Origin of the sequence: Veronia nyctiphanis (assembly GCF_004116385.1) — a bacterium.
GTDB lineage: Bacteria > Pseudomonadota > Gammaproteobacteria > Enterobacterales > Vibrionaceae > Veronia > Veronia nyctiphanis.
The window spans coordinates 1-18272 of record NZ_PEIB01000003.1 but is presented as its reverse complement, the minus strand read 5'-3'; the positions used below and the strand labels follow the sequence as shown (position 1 = coordinate 18272).

Sequence of the window (18272 nt, the reverse complement as noted above, 5' to 3'; positions counted from 1 at the left end):
ACGTATGCGCAAGAAGCTCATTAAATTATAAAAAGACATGGATCGCCTTTAATTATCACCTCCCCCTGCATAGCCTCTCTTTCTATTTTTCAAAAGGTTTATCCATGCAGACTTCAACCATTCGAACTTTCTTCGTCACAATCATATCCAGCCTCTTTTTCGCTCAGGCAATGGCCTGCACAGGTATTGTTATAAAATCAAACGATGGCGCGACCATTCCTGCGCGGACAATGGAATTTGGTTTCGATGTGCAATCCAACATCTATGTTGTTCCCGCAGGCGCAACGATCGAGAAATTGTATATGGACGACAAACATCAAGGAGGAACATACAAAGCTAAATACGGCTTCGCTGGCGCGAACGCACTCGGCAAGCCGATCGTTGTTGATGGCGTAAATGAAAAAGGGCTCTACTTTGGCGCATTCTATTTCGCGAACATTGCGGAATTTACCCCTTTAACAAAAGATAACCAAAAAGAAGCCATTTCAAGTGAGGAACTTGGGAATTATATCCTCAGCCAGTTTGCTTCCGTTGCTGAAGTGAAAAAAGCCTTACCCGACCTGATAATTGTAGGTACCCACATTCAGGAAATTAATAGTTTCGCGCCTTTCCACTATGCAATCAGCGACGCAACAGGGGAATCAATCGTTGTAGAGATAACCAAAGATGGTTTAAAGATATTCGACAACACCGTCAATGTAGTAACCAATAACCCAACCTATGACTGGCACCTGACAAACTTAAATAACTATGTGGGATTAACACCAGACAACCAAACGTCGAAAACCGTATCACGTCAGAAGGTATCCCCTTTCGGCCAGGGAACCGGGCTGTTTGGACTACCCGGTGACCACACCTCACCTTCACGTTTTGTCCGGGCCACTGCCTTTGTCAACACGTATAAAGAGGCTAAAACGTCAGATGAAGCCGTATTTAATGCATTCCATATACTGAATCATTTTGATATTCCGAAAGGATCAATTCGCGAGAATATTAACGGTGATGTCCACACCGATTACACGGTGTGGACATCAGTGGTCGATACCAAACATCCCACTTATTACTTCAAGACATACCTGACACAACAAGTCGAAAAAGTTGACCTGTTAAAAGCGCTGAAGAATCTAAAAGCGCCAAAAACCATTGTGATGGAATCAGGATTTTCGATAAAAGATCGCACTAACGATTAGTTTTAAAAGACATGAGGGTGGTTGCTGATTCATTAGGTGCCACCCTCGATATACGCTGATACCCTTTAGACTTTCCGCATCGTTTTTACTTTCTGTTACTTCAGCCTAGACCTTACATAATGCCGTAACATGCAATGTTTGTGCTGTGCGCCTGAATTCCATTCCAGTCGTTTGAATCTGAACAATATTTGATGTTCTTTAAGGCAATCATAAACGCTGGGTAAAAAATATAAATGAAAAAAATCATCATAGGCGCAGGGAATGTTCAGCAGGATGGCTGGATTTCGACGCAGCAGAATGACTTCAATGTCTTGCACAAAGAAGACTGGACGAACTCACATACGCCAAACAGTATCGATTGTTTGTTGGCTGAGCACGTTTGGGAACACATGACACTGGAAGAAGGTGTCGAGGCTGCGAAACATTGCTTTGAATTCCTCAAGCCCGGAGGTTACATCCGATGTGCAGTTCCGGACAGAAATTTTGACAATGACTGGTATCAGAATATGGTTCAGGTTGGCGGCCCAGGGCCTGAAGACCACCCGGCTGCTGATCACAAGATTGTTTACGATTATAAGCAATTTAAGGAGGTCTTTGAACGCGCAGGCTTCCAAGTTGAGCTGCTGGAATACTGTGACGATCAAAACCTGTTTCATTACACACATTGGAACGAGGAAGACGGAAAGATTGGCCGTTCCTTCCGCTTTGATACACGAAATTCTGATGAATCGCTCGGGATGGTGTCGATTATTATTGATGCTAAGAAGCCGCTTAAAGTACCTAGTAAACAACAAACTAAATAGGTGACGGCGTATCGACATAACAACGTGCAATGTTTTTGTCAGTGATGTTGCCGCAGGTAACCCCTGCGGCGTTGTTCAACTCGACAGTTGGTTACCGGATTCAGATTTACTCCGAATCACAAAAGATATTGGGTTACCTGTCACTTCCTTTGTGAAGCAATGTGACGGAAAATTATATATCCGGTGGTTTTCACTACACAGTGAAATAAACCTTTGCGGACATGGCAGCTTAGGTGCTGGTGCGGTAATACTGTCGCGTTGCGACTTTCATGAAGTCACGTTCGACAGCCAATACGGACAGGTCTGTATATTCAGGCAAGCAGACTCTTTCGCAATCACGCTACCAACATGGAAAGCAAAGCCGAGTTCATTACATAGGGCATTAGCAGACACTGTCAGTGATGTTGTCGAGGTATTCCACACCCGAGATCTGGTACTTGTTTTGCCTTCTGTCGACGATGTCAGGCAATTTTCACCCGCTCCTGAAACTCTGTTACAGATTCCCAACCATCATGCGATTATCGTGACGGCAAAGCAGGGAGATTGTGGTTATGTATTGCGATATTTCGCGCCAAAAATTGGCATCGATGAAGATATCGCTACGGGCTCTGCACAATGCTCACTGGCGCCATATTGGTTTGAAAAGCTGGGCAAGACCAAGCTTGAGGTTACTCAGTTATCTCCCACAGGCGGCTATTTTCAGGTACAAAAAGCATCCAAAAAAACGATAACGGTTATGGCCAACGTGTCTTTTCGGGATAGCGTCAGTCAGTGACATCAACAGCGCTTAGGTGCAAATGGAGAAGCTGGCCTCTGCCAGCTTTCTCTTATTAGATTCTTTGATTTATTCCAGCCAACCGCTAACTGTTATGGTCAGCCAGCAAGATTTTTATGACACTGGATAGGGTTGAGGAGAAGCCCGAATGATCGGTTTTGTTCACATGAAAAACGAAACTGGTATCTTTACTGGGAATGTAAAATGCAGCGGTTAAATATCCATCCAATGCACCCGTATGCCCGACGACTTTTGTGCCTGCCCGGCTAAACAAAATCTCTGTTCCGAAGCCCTGCTTTACTCTTTCAGAGTCACTTATTGGTTTTTTCATCATCGCAACTCCAATATCACTGAACTGGCCATCTTGCGAATACAATGCACGAAGCCAAACATCGACATCGCTGGCCGTCGCCAATAAACCGCCATCTGGACCCGTATTTTCTTTCCACGCGTAGGTATCTTTCCATGGCATAAGACTAGCTCCCCACCCCATTGTGTATGCGCCATAACCATGGATAACATCGCCAGTCGGAGAGCTTTCACCATAATATGTGTCGTCTAGCCCCATAGGTTCGAATATCTTTTCACTCAGTAGAGATGCCAAAGAGCGTCGATAGACATTTTCCAGTACCAACGCAAGCACATGGTAATTGGTATTGGAGTACTCAAATTTACCAGACAACGAAGCTGATTTTCCTGAGATACTTTCAAGTACTAACCGAGGTGTGATGGGTTCTTCTTGATTCCAATCAAAAAGATAAAACCCCACCGAATAGTAATCGGGTATGCCGGAAGTATGATTTAATAATTGTTCAATCGTTGGGTTAATGTTCTTTGGCAAATGTTCGAGCGCCCACTCTGGAACATATTGATACGCCTTGTCGCCCACATTTATTCGCTTTTCTTTTTCTGCCATGACAGAAAGAGCAGCGATATATATTTTTGTAATGCTGCCAACGCGCAATGTGAAGTTACTTTGCATTGGGAGATCTTGTTTTTTATTTGCCACACCCACAGCCTGTCTAAACTGAAAATCTGGGCTATTCACATGTAATATTGCGCCTGGTGAGAATGTCTGTGTTTCTTCCAATATGTTCGCGAGCTGAGAGACTACACCTATTTCATTCGCCTCTACTTGTTCTGTCATTGCCATCATCATTCCCAGGAATACAAATTTAACAGTCAGCAGCACACTCTCTATCTTTGTCATCTTCCTACCATTTGTCATGTGTTGAAAATCAACCATTGATGTCAGTCTATTTTACTGGAAGGACGCTTGACGATATTGGCAAAAGACGTTGATTATATGAAGAAATTCGCACATTACGGAACATACGATGAAGAATATCGCCTTTGATGCGCCGATAGCGAATCAGCCCTTAGATAAATTCGATAGAGCCATCTTACGAATTGTTCAGGTGAACAATCTTCTCACTCACTCTGAAATCGGTGAAAGAATCGGGCTATCTGCGTCGTCTGTACGAAGAAGACTCCAATCGATGAGAAAACAGGGTGTTATCAAGCGTGATGTTTCTATCGTTGCACCTCAGGAGTCATCAGTCACGCTTATTGTTTCGTTGTCATTTGGCGACGAATCTATTGCTTTATATGAGAGCTTCAATCGTCAGATGGAGAAACTTTCTGAGGTCAAACAAAGCTATCACGTCGCGGGAACAGAAGATTATGTACTTGTTGTGCAAGGGCCGTCTTTGGCATGGTACGAAGATTGGAGCCAGAAAGTGTTTATGAGTAATGAAAAAATCCGACGTTATGACACCAAGGTAGTCTGGTCTTGCCAAAAATTTACGACAGATGTTGAGATCTGACCATCAGCAGCGAGCCTTGAAGGTCAGTAAATGGTAAAGAAACTATGAAGAATTTTCGCTGTACTGGTATGAAAAACCGAAGAAAGCAGCGCTTTGATGGAAATGGAGAAGCGGGCCTCTGCCAGCTTCTCTTATTAGGTTCTTTTGTTTATCCTCACCACCGTATAAACCACAAGCGCCATCCCTATTCCGTGCCAAACCGTAAATGCTTCATCAAGTAAGGTTATCGCCAACAGCGCCGTTACCGCTGGGCCAATGTTACTGGTGAGGCTCAGTACAGAGGGCGTTAATCTCGCCATGCTGCCGCAACAAAATATGACGGTAACACTGTACAGAAAAAGCCAATCGCAATCCCCATCCAAATCAATTCAGCTGACATCTGAGAAAACTGAGCACCCTGAACCTGATATTGAAGCATGATGACAATACCTGCGCTCCCCATACCAATACTGGTAAACAACTGAGATCCCAGCTTGCCAATCACTTTCTTGCTGAGCACTAAATAGATAGCAAACACCAATGCCGAGCCAACAGCCATAATACTGCCCAACCACACCTGCGAACCGAGCGAGGTGAAGTCGTGCAATACAATCATCGCCACGCCAACATAACCAAGAGTTATCGAAAAAAAGGTCCCTTTTTTCGGCGTTTCATTGAGAAAAAACCAACTGATAACCACAACAAAGGAGGGAAAAAGAAAAATCAGCAGGCGTTCAAGCTGAGCGGAAATAAACTCCAAGGCAATAATATCGAGCAAGGAGGCAAAGTAGTAACCCAGAATACCTACCAAGCCGCCTGCCAACCATATTTGAGCGCCTTGCTCCGCTGCTCTGTCTGCCTGCATAACCAAAACAGGATGGCAATGTATAGGGGAAGTGATGATGCCGCGCGCAGGCTCATAATGGCGGTTGCGTCTCCACCAGCGGCGTAAGCGAGTTTAATAAGAACAGGTTTTATTGAAAACAGGAGCGTGCCGATAAGGGCGTAAATGATGCCCGTACGGTAGTCTGTTGGGTTTTGTGTCGCGATGGTTGCGCCGTTCATTGTCTGTCACTTCCTTGAATTTATTTTTCTGGTCAAGGCTGTGAGAAAACGACATCCGGCTGCTTTACTCACAGCCGGGCACGATTCACTCTACCGACTGATGGGCATTAGCATAAGTAGCCATAGTGATAGAGGTTTAAGAATCATAAGTCACTCTTTATTAAGTGGTCTTTCAACTTAAAGGTTTTTTTTCGGTGACGCAAGAATAAAAACTCACCACACAAGTCTATTTATCCCACCACTAAAACCAGATTAGCCGCGGCTTGTTGCTGTATTGGTTCACGTTCATTACACATAACCTTTTTTGGAAAATCCTGCTCATCTCTAACGGTTTAAAAAAATCACCCACAAAACTTAGCTATCTATATAAATAACAATAAAAACAGTGTATTAACTTTTAACTGACCAACAACACGACGGACGTAGCGTAACTATTTAAGGGCTAAAATCATGAAGGCAATCGTACTTTCGCGTTATGGAAAAACAGACACACTATCGCTGGAAGAAAAAGTGATTCCTCAACCTAAAGAAGGGGAAGTACTGGTTAAAGTCCATGCCACTTCAGTCAATGATTTTGATTGGCAGATCATGTGTGGAAAGCCCTTTATTACAAGACTGGTCTCCGGCATTTTAAAACCGAAAATCGATGTATTGGGAGCGGAGATAGCGGGCACAGTGGAATCTGTTGGTCAGGGAGTCGCCTCATTTGTTGTGGGTGACAGAGTATTTGGCGACGTCTCCAATTCGGGTTTCGGTGGCTTTGCAGAATACACCAGTGTTTCGCAAAACGCCCTGAGAAACATGCCTAACCTGATGACCTTTCAACAGGCAGTCAGCCTGCCGCATGCCTCATTACTGGCATGGCAAGGCTTGGTTGACCTTGGCAAAATCAAGCAAGGCGACAATGTTCTCATCAATGGTGCTGGCGGCGGCGTAGGTGTGTTTGCTTTGCAAATAGCGAAAGTATTCGGCTGTGAAGTAACAGGCGTCGATCATGCTTTAAAACTCGATTTTATGACGGGGCTTGGCTTTGACCATGTCATTGACTATCAAAAAACCGACTTCACTGCAGAAGCAAAACGTTACGATCTTATCCTTGATGTGAAAACCAACCGAGCGCCGTCTCGTTATCTTCGCACACTCAATGTCCCGGGACATTATGTAACTGTCGGTGGTGATACGCCAAGACTGTTACAAATTGCTTTGTTTGGACGTTTGTTCACTAAAAAGAAAGGAAAACGTTTGTCAGTGCTTGCTCTTAAGCCAAATAAAGGGCTTGAGCATATCAACGAAATGTTCGAAAACGGCAGCTTAAATACACATATTGAAGGTCCCTTCTCTCTTGAGGATATTCCAAGAGAAATGGCACGTTTTGGGCGGGGTGAACATAGGGGAAAAATCGTAATTAACGTGGTTTAAACAAAAAAGCTCCGGACTGGCCGGAGCAAAAAACTACCACAGTTTTAAACGCTTACAGCTCAGTACCCGAGAGACCTAGGCAACCACGTTGCAAGGTCAGGTACAAAAATGCACACAACAAGGAGTGCATACATCGCAGCGATAAATGGCCAGCTTTCGCGGACCAACTCGCCCATTTTAACCCCCGTGATACCACACACGACAAACAGCACAACCCCAACGGGCGGCGTAAGCATGCCAATCACAAGGTTAAAAACAAATAAAAAACCAAAATGTAGCGGATCGATACCGTAGCTGATGGCTATTGGGTGAAATAGCGGCACCAGCATGATGTAGCTGCGTTCGACTCAAGGAACATGCCGACAACAATCAGCATCAACGCCACGAGCACGAGGAATACATGAGGGTTGTCAGTGATCCCGTGCATCATGTTCGCCAGCTTCATCGGTAATAAATCAATGGTAAACAGGAAGGTTACCGTTGAGGCATAGGCGATCATGGCACCAACAATCGCTGACGTTTTTGCGGCTTGGAGCAGCACGCCCGGCAGATCCTTGATGCGAAGTTTACGGGTAACGAAGAATCCCAATAACAGGGAGTACACCACACCCACCGCAGCGCCTTCAGTCGGCGTAAAGACACCGCCAACAATCCCACCTATCACCACGACTGGCATCATAAAGACAATCAGAGAGCGGCGAAGCTGGCGGAAGATATTGGCAATGTTAGCCTTCTCCCCCACCAACGGATAATCACGCAGATAGGCAATCAACCAGCATAAGAACATAAGGATAGTGACAAGTATCAGCCCGGGCACGACACCTGCCATGAACATGCCACCAACTGAGACGGTTGAACCCGCCATAAAGGCGTAAACAATCATTGCTCCGGATGGTGGAATAATCGGGCCAAGGTTCGCTGCTGCAGCGACAATACCGGTTGAGAAACCAAGCCCATATTGTTTTTTCAATGAGGGAACAAGCGTGGCTGACAGAGCACTGGCATCAGCAACAGCCGCGCCAGAAACCGAAGCCAGCCCAGCACCTGACAGCAAGGCAACCTGTGCCAAACCACCACGAACTCGGCCCACAAATGCATTGGCAAAGTCCACCAACCTGTCCATGATGCCAGCTTTCAACATCAGTTCACCCGTTACCATAAACAGGGGTATAGACATCAATGGAAACGAGTTAACGGAGTTCATTATCCGCGGAGGAAGCACGCTGAGATCGAACCCTGCGAGAATCAGCCCACCTAAAGCAGATACACCCAGAGAAAAGGCCAGCGGCATACCAAACGCAGCGAGTGCCAGAAATAGAAATATAACCAAAAGACTCATGAATTGATCTCCCTATCAATCACTCGTGACATCTTGCTCGTCCTTATACACCGGAAATAGCACCAGATTTAACAGGTGAAGTCCGGTATGCGCCGAGCCCACGATAACAGCGACAAAGAAGTAGCTGGATGAGATATCGATTGCGCCCAGCCGCTCAGACCAAGTCTGAGTCGCTACATGGATAGATTCATAGGTCACAACGCACATCAGCACAAACGCCAGCGAGAGCATGACACGGGCAGTTGCCCGCGCCAGCTGTTTAGGAAGCCGATTGGTGAGGATATCGATACCGACGTGTGCTCCTTCGCGCACACCCAGCGGTATTGCGATGAAGATTGACCAGACAAATGCCATGCGGGAGACTTCGTCTGCCCAATCAATAGAGCTGTTTAGAACGTACCGCATGAATACCTGACTTGCGACAACGGAAATCATCACCACCATACAAGTCAGCAATACAGATCGCGCAACTGCATCAATACGCGACAGAACGTTTTCAAACAAGGCTTCCATGCATCTCTCCCAACCTATTTCGCTGCCGCAGTTTCAGCCTCAACCAGAGAAAACAGCTCTTTTCCTACTTTTTCTCTCACAGAGTCTGCAACATCGGCCGTTTTAGAGCGCAGTTCTGCCGCGAATTGGTCTGAAACAGGTGTATACACCATGCCTTCTGCAACCAGCTTATCCAATGCTGCAGCGTCTTGCTTCGCGGCCAGATCGCGCTGGAAAGCAACGGCTGTCGCCATGGCATCTTTCACCGCTTTCTGGTGCTTAGGGCTCAATGCAGCGAGGCGATCTGTGTTTGCCACGACTGAGATGAAGTCGAAGAAGTGGCCGGTATTAGACACATGCTTTTGAACTTCTGGATAACGCGCTACATGAATGATTGCAAACGGGTTTTCCTGACCATCAATCACCCCTTGCTCCAACGCTGAGTATAGTTCTTTCACATCCATCGCAACGGGGTTTGCGCCCAATGCGCGGAACGTGGCGAGATGCGTTTCGTTCGGCTGAAGACGAATTTTGAGGCCATCCATATCGGCGACAGATTTGATCGGGCGCTCGTTGTTGGTCAGTTGCCTAAAGCCCAGCTCCATGTAACCGAGTGAAACGAGGTTCTCTTTAGCCAAAAACTCATCAAGCTTATCGCCTACAGGGCCATCAACCACTTTGAAGGCCGTTTCACGGCTGGGGAACTGGAAAGGTAAACCAATCACTTCAAGTTCAGGAATAGTACGTGTTAGGTAAGCGGTACCCACCCAAATAAGCTCAACGGCACCAATTCTGACCGCCTGAACGTTTTCAGCAGCACCACCCAGTTGCTGAGCCGGGAAGATATCCACTTCAAGCTCACCATTGGTTAACTTCTGTACTTCGTCTTTAAACACTTGCATGGCTTTACTGGAAGAATGCTCGGTGGCGAAATTCCCTGCCACACGAATTTTTTCTGCCTGCACGGTGAACGCACTGACTGAGAACACTGCACCTACTATGCCCGCAAGCACCATTTTCATGGTTCGATTCCTTGGTATCATGGTATGACTCCTTGTTGCGTTACTCACTTCGACGTTAATGCCATTCTGTTGAGCGACTGCTTAACCTTCATACTGCTCGGCTCGCCCCCGAACGACTTGCATGATTTCATTTATTGCATTTTCAATTTCCGTCTCACGGCTATTGCGAAGGCGGCTCTCAAATTCAGCGAAAACTGCGCCCAGATTGGGTAACAACCTGAGTGCAACGATGAATGGAAAGCCAAACCTTTCACGGTATTCCCTGTTCATCACCGTGAGTCTGAACAACTGATCTCGTTGCAATGACAACAAACCGAGCCTTCCCTGCTCGCCAGTAGAAGCGCTGGTCATCGTGCCTTCCATCGCTTCCATTCCTGCTAATTCTGGGTGAGCATTGAATAACGCGACCAAGTCTTCCTCAGGTAAACAACAAATCACTTCTTCAATTGCTTCGCACAAATTATCAACCGAGGCAAAAGGCCTTTTCTGTCCCGCACGAGTAACAATCCAGCTTGCGTTCTCTACCAGACTTCCAGCCACTTGGGCGAACTCCGCGTCGCTAAGTTCATTTAGTTCCTTTAAATGCATCATTATTCACTGCAACCTTGTGTCACTGACTAAATTCAGGCTAGCATGTGAATAGCAATCTAAAAATTTCAATAAACTCAGCTCTGCATACTAAAATTTAGTATGCATACGAATGTATACAAGCTTTTGCTTATTTTTCAGGAGCATGAAAAGTGCCTATATCGTTATTGCCTAACTCATTGAGATACCTAGAATCGGTCGCTAAAAATGGTTCGATTCAGGCAGCAGCCAGAGATATACCCATTTCAGCATCAGCGATTAACAGACAAATTCTGATGCTCGAAGAGGCCGTGGGGGTAAAACTTTTCGAACGCCACGCCTCTGGTATGACATTGACTCAGGCCGGAGAGATGTTGGTGGTACTTGCAAGGCGTTGGAGAAACGAAGGCAATGACGTTTGGTCTGAATTAAAGAAAATGCAGGGTATCGACTCCGGCCAACTAAAAATTGCCGTGATGGACAGTATGGTAAACAGTGTGTTACCTGAGTTTGTCAATAAAATCGCCAAGCAATATCCAATGGTTCAAATTGATTTGGAGGTGATGACACCGACGGACGCAGTCAATGCGATTGAGACAGGTAATATGGATCTCGCGATGGCCTTTAATGTTCGGCCTCACCGCAATATCGATATTATGTGGACGGAGCAGCTGCCTTTAGGTTGTGTTGTCGCATCTACTCACCCATTGGCCAATAAAGCGGAGATTCAATTTGAAGAGATGACAGCCTACCCTTTGGTACTTCAAAGCCACGCACTGGCGATTCGCCATAAAATTGAGCTAGACCACGATTGGGTGATTCACGAAAGCCGACAGCCACTCATCACCAACTCACTTCAGCTCATCAAGGTAATGGTTCGGCAGGGAAATCATGTTGCAATAACGTCTGAATTGGATGTGGCGAAAGAAATTATTGATGGATCTATCGTGTTTATTCCGATTAGTGATGCCGCATCATCTCAACGCGTATCATTAATCAGCGCAGCATCAAGAAGTTTGTCCAGCGTTGCTCAGACTATTTCTTCATGCTTTATCAAAATTATTGAGAGATCACTGAACGAGGCGAGAGATATCAACAACCACGTTTAAGTTAAGATAAAAATTATCTTAATATATATAGATATCAAGATAGAAAAATAAAATATATAGACACACAAGTAATTGTTTGATGAAGAATTTATCAAACAATTACTTGTCATTTAATCAAGTTCTTATACTAAATTATAAAGCTATACAGAAAGCCATTCCATATATAAAGATAAAGAAAACCTTAACGCTGTCGAATAACAAGATAACAACAATAAAAGAATAAACCGTACCTAATACTAAAAGTAACGGCTTTAATATTTGATTGTTTTAAGGCGATTGTATGTCTGGAATAATATTTAACAGCTATCAACAATCTGTTTTCAGCAACCAAACTAAGGTGCAACAGAGTTTTGTCGCTGACTCATCCACTAAAATTACATCCGGCCAACGGATACATTCTGCGGGCGATGATGCAGCGGGTCTTCAATTGTCAAATAGGCTCAATTTTCAGACGTCCGGCATGAACGTCAGCTTTAGGAATATTAATGAAGGCCTCTCCATGCTCGAAGTGGCCGACGCCGCAATTGAAGAATCCACATCCATCTTCCAACGTGTCAGAGAACTTGCTGTAAGGGCATCTAACGGCTCTTTGGGTCAGACCGAGCGCGATTCAATTCAAGTAGAGATAACCGCACTTAAAGACGAGTTAGATAGAATATCTGAAACCACATCATTCGGCGGAGAGAAACTCCTTAATGGCGCATTCGGCAGCAAAACACTTCAGGTGGGTGCTGACGCAGGCGAAGGGCTTTCGATTACCATGCCAGATCTGACGCTAGATAAAATGACAATGAACTCCGACCCTGAACTTTTCAAAAATGCCAACAGTTATTTCAGTGTTAAAGACGTCACCTCAGCAGAAGGTGATTACATTATATGGGAAGTTGAAAAAGGTCCCCTTATTGATAATTGGATTCAATTAAATGTTCCAAGCGACACTGCGACATATGGTAGTGATTTTGGTTATTGGAATGCGTCATACGATGGGGGTAATACATGGGGAGCAATCATGTATTATGGGGACTTTCTAATTCCTTCCGAAGGGAGTGGTGATTCCTTCTTGGTTCGAGCGCCCACATATGACGACAACACATACGAAGGCAATGAATCATTTGCCCTAACTATTCAAACAATCGGCGGCGAACTCAGAGCACAAGGCCATATTATTGATGACGCCGACTATGACATGAAAGACATTAATGTGAACACCATGGACGATGCTCAAAACACAATTAATGCGGCCGACGGTGCAATACGTTATTTAGATCAAGAGCGTTCTAAAATCGCCGCAACACAAAATAAACTAGAACATAGCCTCAATAACCTTGCCGAAAATCAAACAAATATTGAGACAGCAAAAGGCAAAATCTTAGACACTGACTTAGCCAAAGAAACATCAAAATATACGCTTCATACCATGTTACAAAATGCATCTTCAGCTGTTCTTTCTCAGGCCAAAAATTTGCCTGCAAACCGACTTCAGCTTATGAGGCAACTTAGCTGATTTTTATAAATTGATTGAAAAACATTAAGTACGTTAAAAAGTGACAATAAAGCGAATGCTATACAGATATTGTGAAATATGTAATTTCTTGGCAAATGAATGTCTGGAATAATTTTTAACAACAGTCAACAAATGTTGTCCGGCAACCAAACCAAGTTTCAACACAATTTGGTTGCATAATCGTCCGCTAAAATTGCATCCGTCCAACGGATACATTCTGCGGGCGACGATGCTGCGGGTCAGCTCTCTAACCGACTCAGCTTCCAAACATCCGGCAAGAACGTCAGCTTCAGAAATATTAATGAGGGCCTTTCTATGCTCGAAGTAGCAGACGCTGCCATTGAAGAATCCACATCCATCTTTCAACGTGTTAGAGAGCTCGCTGTACGCAGATCAAACGGTTATCTCGGTCAGACTGAAGCGACTCGATTCAGGTGGAAATTACCGCACTCAAAGATGAGTTAGACAGGATATCTGAAACAACATCATTTGGCGGAGAAAAACTCCTTGATGGCACATTCGGCAGCAAAACACTACAGGTAGACGCTGACGCAGGCGAAAGACTGTCGATTAGCATGCCAGACCTTACATTGGATAAAATGACAATGAACTCCGACCCGGATCTGTTTAACAATACCAACAGGTACTTCACTGTTAAAGACGCCTCTGCTTCTGAGGGGGAATATGTTATCTGGGAGATTAAAGATGGGCCAGTCTATAATAACTGGATTCAAATACTAGTCGAAACTGACACCGCGACTTCAGGCAGTGATTTTGGTGACTGGACTGGTTCTTTCGATGGAGGTAACACTTGGGATGCCCAAAAGCACTACGGAAATAGCATTTACCCCCAAAGTAGTCTCCATGAATCGCTATTTGTGAGAGTACCTACCTATAACGATAGTACCTATGAAGGTAATGAGTCGTTTACACGACGGATTAGGACAAATGATAGTGAAATAACAACTAAAGGCTATATTATTGATGATGCTGACTTTGACATGAAAGACTTTAATGTAAACAACATAGATGATGCTCAAAATACAATTAATGCGGCCGACGGTGCAATACGTTATTTAGATCAAGAACGTTCTAAAGTCGCCGCAACACAAAATAAACTAGAGCATAACTTAAATAGTCTTACCGAAAATCAAACAAATATTGAGACAGCAAAAGGCAAAATCCTCGATACCGACTTAGCCAACGAAACATCAAAATATACACTTCATACCATGTTACAAAATGCCTCTTCAACCGTTCTATCTAAGGCCAAAAATTCACCTGCAAATCGGTTACAACTGCTGGATCAGTTGCGATGAGTTATCTCGAGATATTATCCCTGATAAAATACTCTCCAAAACATCATTTCTTAACCCCATAAAAAGCATTTATGCCCATTACACGTTACTTAAAAACGGGGGATTTTGTCAAAAAACAGAGATATTGATTGAGTTAACGCTTTAAAAAACGCAGAATATCGCCCTTTTCGTCTGCTAGTTCGATGAGTTAGCTGTTCCCGCCGTATTCAGGCGTTATCTGTTGAGTATTCAATTTATGGGTTTTACCTCACTGGGTCTTTCCACACCAATCCTTCGAGCCGTACAGGAAAAAGGTTACGACACCCCTTCCCCTATTCAGGCACAAGCCATTCCAGCGGTATTGGAAGGCAAGGACGTGATGGCTGCAGCTCAGACTGGTACAGGTAAAACCGCAGGTTTTACGCTTCCACTTATTGAACGCCTCGATAATGGTGAGCGTGTAAAGGCCAATCACGTAAGGGCGTTGATACTGACACCGACACGCGAACTGGCGGCGCAAATCCTGGAAAATGCACGTGAATACAGCCGACATACCCGCATCTCATCTAACGTCGTCTTTGGCGGTGTGAAAATTAACCCGCAGATGATGATGTTGAGGAAAGGCACTGACATTCTGGTAGCAACTCCGGGGCGCTTACTCGATCTATTCCAGCAAAACGCTATCAAGTTTTCCCAACTTGAAACACTAGTGCTGGATGAAGCTGACCGCATGTTAGATATGGGCTTCTACAGAGACATCAAGAAAATACTCGACTTGCTGCCTGAGAAACGCCAGAACCTTCTTTTTTCTGCCACCTTTTCAGATGAAATCCGTTCACTGGCCAAGGGACTGGTCAACAACCCTGTAGAAATCTCTGTCAACCCAGCAAACTCGACTGCGCGAACGGTCGAGCAGTGTATTTACCCCGCTGACAAAAAGAAAAAGCCGGCGATGCTTGCAAAACTTATTAGCGACGGCGACTGGCATCAGGTTCTGGTATTCAGCCGCACTAAACACGGTGCAAACAAGCTCTCGCACTTCCTGAATGATCAGGGCATAACATCAGCCCCTATCCATGGCAACAAGAGCCAAGGAGCAAGAACCAAAGCATTGGCTGATTTCAAGTCTGGTGATGTGCGTGTGCTCGTAGCAACAGATATTGCAGCTCGCGGCATTGATATTCCTCAACTGCCTCAGGTCGTGAATTTTGACTTGCCACATGTGTCAGAAGACTACGTACATCGTATTGGCCGTACTGGTCGAGCAGGTGAAACAGGTAAAGCCATTTCTTTGGTATGCGCCGATGAGGCAGCTGACTTGTTCAATATTGAGCGACTAATCAAACAACTTCTCGTTCGTAAAGATCTAGACGGTTTTGCGCCAACGAATAAGGTGCCAGAGTCAAAGCTAGATACTCGCCCGATCAAGCCAAAGAAACCCAAAAAACCGAAAAGAGTTGTTACCTCCAAAGGCGCATCCCGAAATGGTGGGAAATCTTCTGAACAGAAAGTCAGCACAGATCAAAACAAACCTAAACGCCCGCGTCGTAATGCAGGTAACACCGGCACCAGCCAGAATCGTCGAAATGAAGGCAAGGCGATACAGGAAAACACAAAACGTGGGAATACACAGGAAAAACCAAGCGGGAAAGAAGGCTCATCAAGCAAGCCAAACACCCATCAACGTCGCAGAAAGCCTAAAAGCGAAAATCCTAAAGTGAATTGGAAGGCATACTGAGCACACCAACTGGTTGACTGATAACAAGATTGCCTGAAGTTCATCGATGCCGAATGATAAAAGCCTGTATCTTGCGATACAGGCTTTTTGCTAATGCTGGTTAACTCGCTGCACCAGCCTCAGTTGCAGAGGGAACCTCTACTAATTTCCCGCTTTTGCAATTATAAATGTAGCCAAATACAGGGATGTCACCCGGCACCATATTACTGGTCTTGATACGTTTCACGTCCTCAAGCACACTTGTTTCTAAGTCGCTTATTTCCAGCCAGTTGATGTATTTGCCGTCTACGGTTCCACCATTTTTGTTTGGGTTAGACCAGCCAGTCTCATCGACATTGGCAGTATCCAGGCTGCCCTCCAGCAACTCACCCATCACCTCACTGGTAAATGTTTCCATACCGCAGTCTGTGTGATGAATAACAAACCATTCATTGGTTCCGAGCAGTTTATGCGAGATCACCAGAGAACGAATCGCATCATCACTGGCTCGTCCTCCTGCATTTCTGATCACATGTGCATCGCCTTCAGATAAACCTGCAAACTTGGCTGGATCAAGTCTGGCATCCATACAAGTAAGAACAGCAAAGCGCCTTGCCGGAGGCATGGGTAATTCGCCGTTATCTCCAAACTCAGCAGCATACTTATCATTTGCCGCTTCAACCGAGCGTTTATTTTCACTCATGTTCAATGCTCCATTATCCTTGGTTAAACATCGCTACCACCTCCAAAACAACTCTAAGGAAGTGTGTGTTTACAATGTCACCAAGCAGGAGTGCGCCCAAGTCATCAAATCTATGCAAACTCCATAGATTTGATTGGTTGAACATCATTCTGCTGAGCTGTGCGTAAAACAATCCGACAAAGAAACGATTATTCCATTTAAGCTACTTCCAAGAGTAGTAATGGTCAGGGACCTGAGCACCAGCGTGACACATAGCGCATGAGAGATTGGTTTGTGACGGGCTGGCAGGGAGCCTATACAAGCCAAGCCCTTTTAGTTTTGGCGTTTCTTCTGCATACTGGCCGTACAATACCTCCTGCTCAACCTTTTCTAGTTCCTCAAATAACCCCTTTGGTAAACCATTTTCAATAGCAAATGCTTTTGCTTGCTCAAAAGCCTGTTTGGCCTTCTCAGGCTCTCCTAATGCAATATGTGCTTCTGCCGCTGTCCACATGACCCCAACTTCTTTAAACGGGCCCAGCGAGGATGTCCTTTGACATACGAGTCCTGACAGTTGTTCATAATTTCAAGTCCACGTCTTATTCTTTCTGGGTCACGCGTATATGCCAAAGACATTGCTCCCGAGATGGTTCCCTCATAACCAGGAAGTCCAAATTGGTCAGGCATCGCAATCATACGATTTACAATTTTATCGCCCAACCCACCCCATCCAATGACATACGGAAATACCGTATCGATAAAACTTCTCAAGGCCACAGAATGTGAGTTATTGGGTTGCGATGTATCTGACTTTTGGGCATAAATTCTAGCCATCAAAATATTTGGAGCGCTGGAAAGTGTTATTGAAGCACTCTGTTGAGCTCTTACCATATACCCAAAACCAATTAAGCGATAAAGCCTTGGCGCATATTCACTGCGGCTGGAAAATGCGTAGCCTTTCATCCGGTTAATTAATGTTTTCATTTTTTCAGCATCGCGATTTTGTACGTATGCCCAAAACTCCTTTTCGAGAGAAAACTCTACCTTTTCGCTTCTCTGACAAGGAATAGAAAATACAAAAGTATCACAGCCAAAATCTAATTCAGTGGTTTTTACAACCGCAGGGTGAACAACAGGGCCATAGGATGCCGGGAACGGCGCAGGGCCATTGTGAGAAATAGCAGGAAAAGAAATTAGAAAAAAAATAAGTGTAAAAATTAAGTTCACTTTGCTTAAAAGGCTAGTCATGGATCCTCTCTTTTTCATTTAGATAAAACAGAGTCGTATGAAAGCTTATCTAAAAGCGGATAAGCTGCTGGGAGATAGGGTTATATTTACTATTAAAAAAAAATGGTGAGTAGAGAAGAGTTTTTTTTGAACTAATATCAGGTTAAAAATAGATCCATACATTATTAACAAAATTAAATAGAACAAATACTTATGATGTCGTTTATCGCAGATGTACTTGCACAGCAAGGTGCCATC

General features: G+C 44.7%; 16 protein-coding genes and 3 pseudogenes. 10 read left to right on the top strand and 9 right to left on the bottom strand.

The window, feature by feature from the left end; genetic code table 11:
- Window positions 1–104: 104 nt before the first annotated feature.
- From CS022_RS03705 to CS022_RS03695, 3 genes are all read left to right on the top strand, one after another.
- Entirely contained in the window at window positions 105–1190 is a 1086-nt protein-coding gene (locus tag CS022_RS03705; RefSeq protein ID WP_129121159.1) for a choloylglycine hydrolase family protein, read from the top strand.
- Between the two features lie 233 nt (window positions 1191–1423).
- Entirely contained in the window at window positions 1424–1993 is a 570-nt protein-coding gene (locus CS022_RS03700; protein WP_129121158.1) for a class I SAM-dependent methyltransferase, read from the top strand.
- 16 nt (window positions 1994–2009) lie between these two features.
- On the top strand, window positions 2010–2768 hold the full coding sequence (locus CS022_RS03695; protein WP_129121157.1) for a PhzF family phenazine biosynthesis protein: 759 nt from the start codon (window positions 2010–2012) through the stop codon (window positions 2766–2768).
- Window positions 2769–2853: 85 nt separating this feature from the next.
- Here the strand turns inward: CS022_RS03695 and CS022_RS03690 are convergent, their stop codons facing one another.
- Window positions 2854–3978 carry a serine hydrolase domain-containing protein gene (locus CS022_RS03690; protein WP_161569550.1) on the bottom strand — a complete coding sequence of 375 codons (1125 nt, stop codon included), beginning with the start codon at window positions 3976–3978 and terminating at the stop codon, window positions 2854–2856.
- 127 nt (window positions 3979–4105) lie between these two features.
- On the opposite strand from CS022_RS03690, the gene CS022_RS03685 reads away from it, so the two are divergent.
- Window positions 4106–4594 carry an Lrp/AsnC family transcriptional regulator gene (locus CS022_RS03685; protein WP_129121155.1) on the top strand — a complete coding sequence of 163 codons (489 nt, stop codon included), beginning with the start codon at window positions 4106–4108 and terminating at the stop codon, window positions 4592–4594.
- Window positions 4595–4728: 134 nt separating this feature from the next.
- Here the strand turns inward: CS022_RS03685 and CS022_RS03680 are convergent.
- Window positions 4729–5638, bottom strand: a pseudogene (locus tag CS022_RS03680) (DMT family transporter).
- A gap of 450 nt (window positions 5639–6088) precedes the next feature.
- On the opposite strand from CS022_RS03680, the gene CS022_RS03675 reads away from it, so the two are divergent.
- Entirely contained in the window at window positions 6089–7057 is a 969-nt protein-coding gene (locus tag CS022_RS03675) for an NAD(P)-dependent alcohol dehydrogenase (RefSeq protein WP_129121154.1), read from the top strand.
- Window positions 7058–7116: 59 nt separating this feature from the next.
- On the opposite strand, the pseudogene CS022_RS03670 reads toward CS022_RS03675, so the two are convergent.
- From CS022_RS03670 to uraD, 4 genes and pseudogenes are all read right to left on the bottom strand, one after another.
- A pseudogene (locus CS022_RS03670) lies at window positions 7117–8348 on the bottom strand (TRAP transporter large permease).
- A gap of 63 nt (window positions 8349–8411) precedes the next feature.
- A complete protein-coding gene (locus CS022_RS03665) occupies window positions 8412–8909 on the bottom strand; it encodes a TRAP transporter small permease (protein WP_129121153.1) in 498 nt (165 codons plus the stop codon).
- A 14-nt stretch (window positions 8910–8923) separates the two neighbouring features.
- A complete protein-coding gene (locus CS022_RS03660) occupies window positions 8924–9910 on the bottom strand; it encodes a TRAP transporter substrate-binding protein (protein ID WP_129121152.1) in 987 nt (328 codons plus the stop codon).
- Window positions 9911–9991: 81 nt separating this feature from the next.
- Window positions 9992–10501: a 2-oxo-4-hydroxy-4-carboxy-5-ureidoimidazoline decarboxylase gene (gene uraD, locus CS022_RS03655; RefSeq protein WP_129121151.1), complete on the bottom strand. Its 510-nt coding sequence runs from the start codon at window positions 10499–10501 to the stop codon at window positions 9992–9994.
- Window positions 10502–10650: 149 nt separating this feature from the next.
- On the opposite strand from uraD, the gene CS022_RS03650 reads away from it, so the two are divergent.
- The 5 genes and pseudogenes from CS022_RS03650 (at window position 10651) to CS022_RS03630 (ending at window position 16126) form a co-directional block, all read left to right on the top strand.
- Window positions 10651–11586, top strand: coding sequence for a LysR family transcriptional regulator (locus tag CS022_RS03650; protein ID WP_129121150.1), 936 nt, complete (start codon window positions 10651–10653; stop codon window positions 11584–11586).
- Between the two features lie 280 nt (window positions 11587–11866).
- On the top strand, window positions 11867–13090 hold the full coding sequence (locus CS022_RS03645) for a flagellin N-terminal helical domain-containing protein (protein WP_129121149.1): 1224 nt from the start codon (window positions 11867–11869) through the stop codon (window positions 13088–13090).
- Window positions 13091–13282: 192 nt separating this feature from the next.
- Window positions 13283–13548: pseudogene (locus tag CS022_RS27965) on the top strand (flagellin N-terminal helical domain-containing protein); the annotation flags it as partial.
- 117 nt (window positions 13549–13665) lie between these two features.
- Window positions 13666–14409: a flagellin gene (locus CS022_RS27605; RefSeq protein ID WP_408057209.1), complete on the top strand. Its 744-nt coding sequence runs from the start codon at window positions 13666–13668 to the stop codon at window positions 14407–14409.
- A 235-nt stretch (window positions 14410–14644) separates the two neighbouring features.
- Complete coding sequence (locus CS022_RS03630) at window positions 14645–16126, top strand: DEAD/DEAH box helicase (RefSeq protein ID WP_129121347.1); 1482 nt, start codon at window positions 14645–14647, stop codon at window positions 16124–16126.
- A 100-nt stretch (window positions 16127–16226) separates the two neighbouring features.
- Here CS022_RS03630 and CS022_RS03625 read toward each other — a convergent pair whose 3' ends face one another.
- The 3 genes from CS022_RS03625 to CS022_RS03615 all read right to left on the bottom strand — a co-directional run bounded on the left by CS022_RS03625 (window position 16227) and on the right by CS022_RS03615 (window position 18035).
- Window positions 16227–16808 carry a beta-class carbonic anhydrase gene (locus tag CS022_RS03625; RefSeq protein WP_129121147.1) on the bottom strand — a complete coding sequence of 194 codons (582 nt, stop codon included), beginning with the start codon at window positions 16806–16808 and terminating at the stop codon, window positions 16227–16229.
- Between the two features lie 202 nt (window positions 16809–17010).
- The gene (locus tag CS022_RS03620; protein ID WP_129121146.1) at window positions 17011–17301 is read right to left on the bottom strand and encodes a hypothetical protein; all 291 of its coding nucleotides are present in this window, start codon (window positions 17299–17301) and stop codon (window positions 17011–17013) included.
- Window positions 17268–18035, bottom strand: a complete 768-nt coding sequence (locus tag CS022_RS03615; protein ID WP_129121145.1) for a hypothetical protein — start codon at window positions 18033–18035, stop codon at window positions 17268–17270. The genes CS022_RS03620 and CS022_RS03615 overlap by 34 nt, the downstream gene beginning before the upstream one ends.
- Window positions 18036–18272 lie beyond the last annotated feature (237 nt).

What these genes read in the sequence shown, in the direction of transcription:
- CS022_RS03685 (WP_129121155.1), top strand. Translation starts at nt 4,106, where the DNA reads ATGAAGAATATCGCCTTTGATGCGCCGATAGCGAATCAGCCCTTAGAT.
- uraD (WP_129121151.1), bottom strand. Translation starts at nt 10,501, where the DNA reads ATGATGCATTTAAAGGAACTAAATGAACTTAGCGACGCGGAGTTCGCC.
- CS022_RS03630 (WP_129121347.1), top strand. Translation starts at nt 14,645, where the DNA reads ATGGGTTTTACCTCACTGGGTCTTTCCACACCAATCCTTCGAGCCGTA.
- CS022_RS03665 (WP_129121153.1), bottom strand. Translation starts at nt 8,909, where the DNA reads ATGGAAGCCTTGTTTGAAAACGTTCTGTCGCGTATTGATGCAGTTGCG.
- CS022_RS03705 (WP_129121159.1), top strand. Translation starts at nt 105, where the DNA reads ATGCAGACTTCAACCATTCGAACTTTCTTCGTCACAATCATATCCAGC.
- CS022_RS03620 (WP_129121146.1), bottom strand. Translation starts at nt 17,301, where the DNA reads ATGTGGACAGCGGCAGAAGCACATATTGCATTAGGAGAGCCTGAGAAG.
- CS022_RS03615 (WP_129121145.1), bottom strand. Translation starts at nt 18,035, where the DNA reads ATGACTAGCCTTTTAAGCAAAGTGAACTTAATTTTTACACTTATTTTT.
- CS022_RS03645 (WP_129121149.1), top strand. Translation starts at nt 11,867, where the DNA reads ATGTCTGGAATAATATTTAACAGCTATCAACAATCTGTTTTCAGCAAC.
- CS022_RS03675 (WP_129121154.1), top strand. Translation starts at nt 6,089, where the DNA reads ATGAAGGCAATCGTACTTTCGCGTTATGGAAAAACAGACACACTATCG.
- CS022_RS03660 (WP_129121152.1), bottom strand. Translation starts at nt 9,910, where the DNA reads ATGAAAATGGTGCTTGCGGGCATAGTAGGTGCAGTGTTCTCAGTCAGT.
- CS022_RS03625 (WP_129121147.1), bottom strand. Translation starts at nt 16,808, where the DNA reads ATGAGTGAAAATAAACGCTCGGTTGAAGCGGCAAATGATAAGTATGCT.
- CS022_RS03690 (WP_161569550.1), bottom strand. Translation starts at nt 3,978, where the DNA reads ATGACAAAGATAGAGAGTGTGCTGCTGACTGTTAAATTTGTATTCCTG.
- CS022_RS27605 (WP_408057209.1), top strand. Translation starts at nt 13,666, where the DNA reads ATGCCAGACCTTACATTGGATAAAATGACAATGAACTCCGACCCGGAT.
- CS022_RS03700 (WP_129121158.1), top strand. Translation starts at nt 1,424, where the DNA reads ATGAAAAAAATCATCATAGGCGCAGGGAATGTTCAGCAGGATGGCTGG.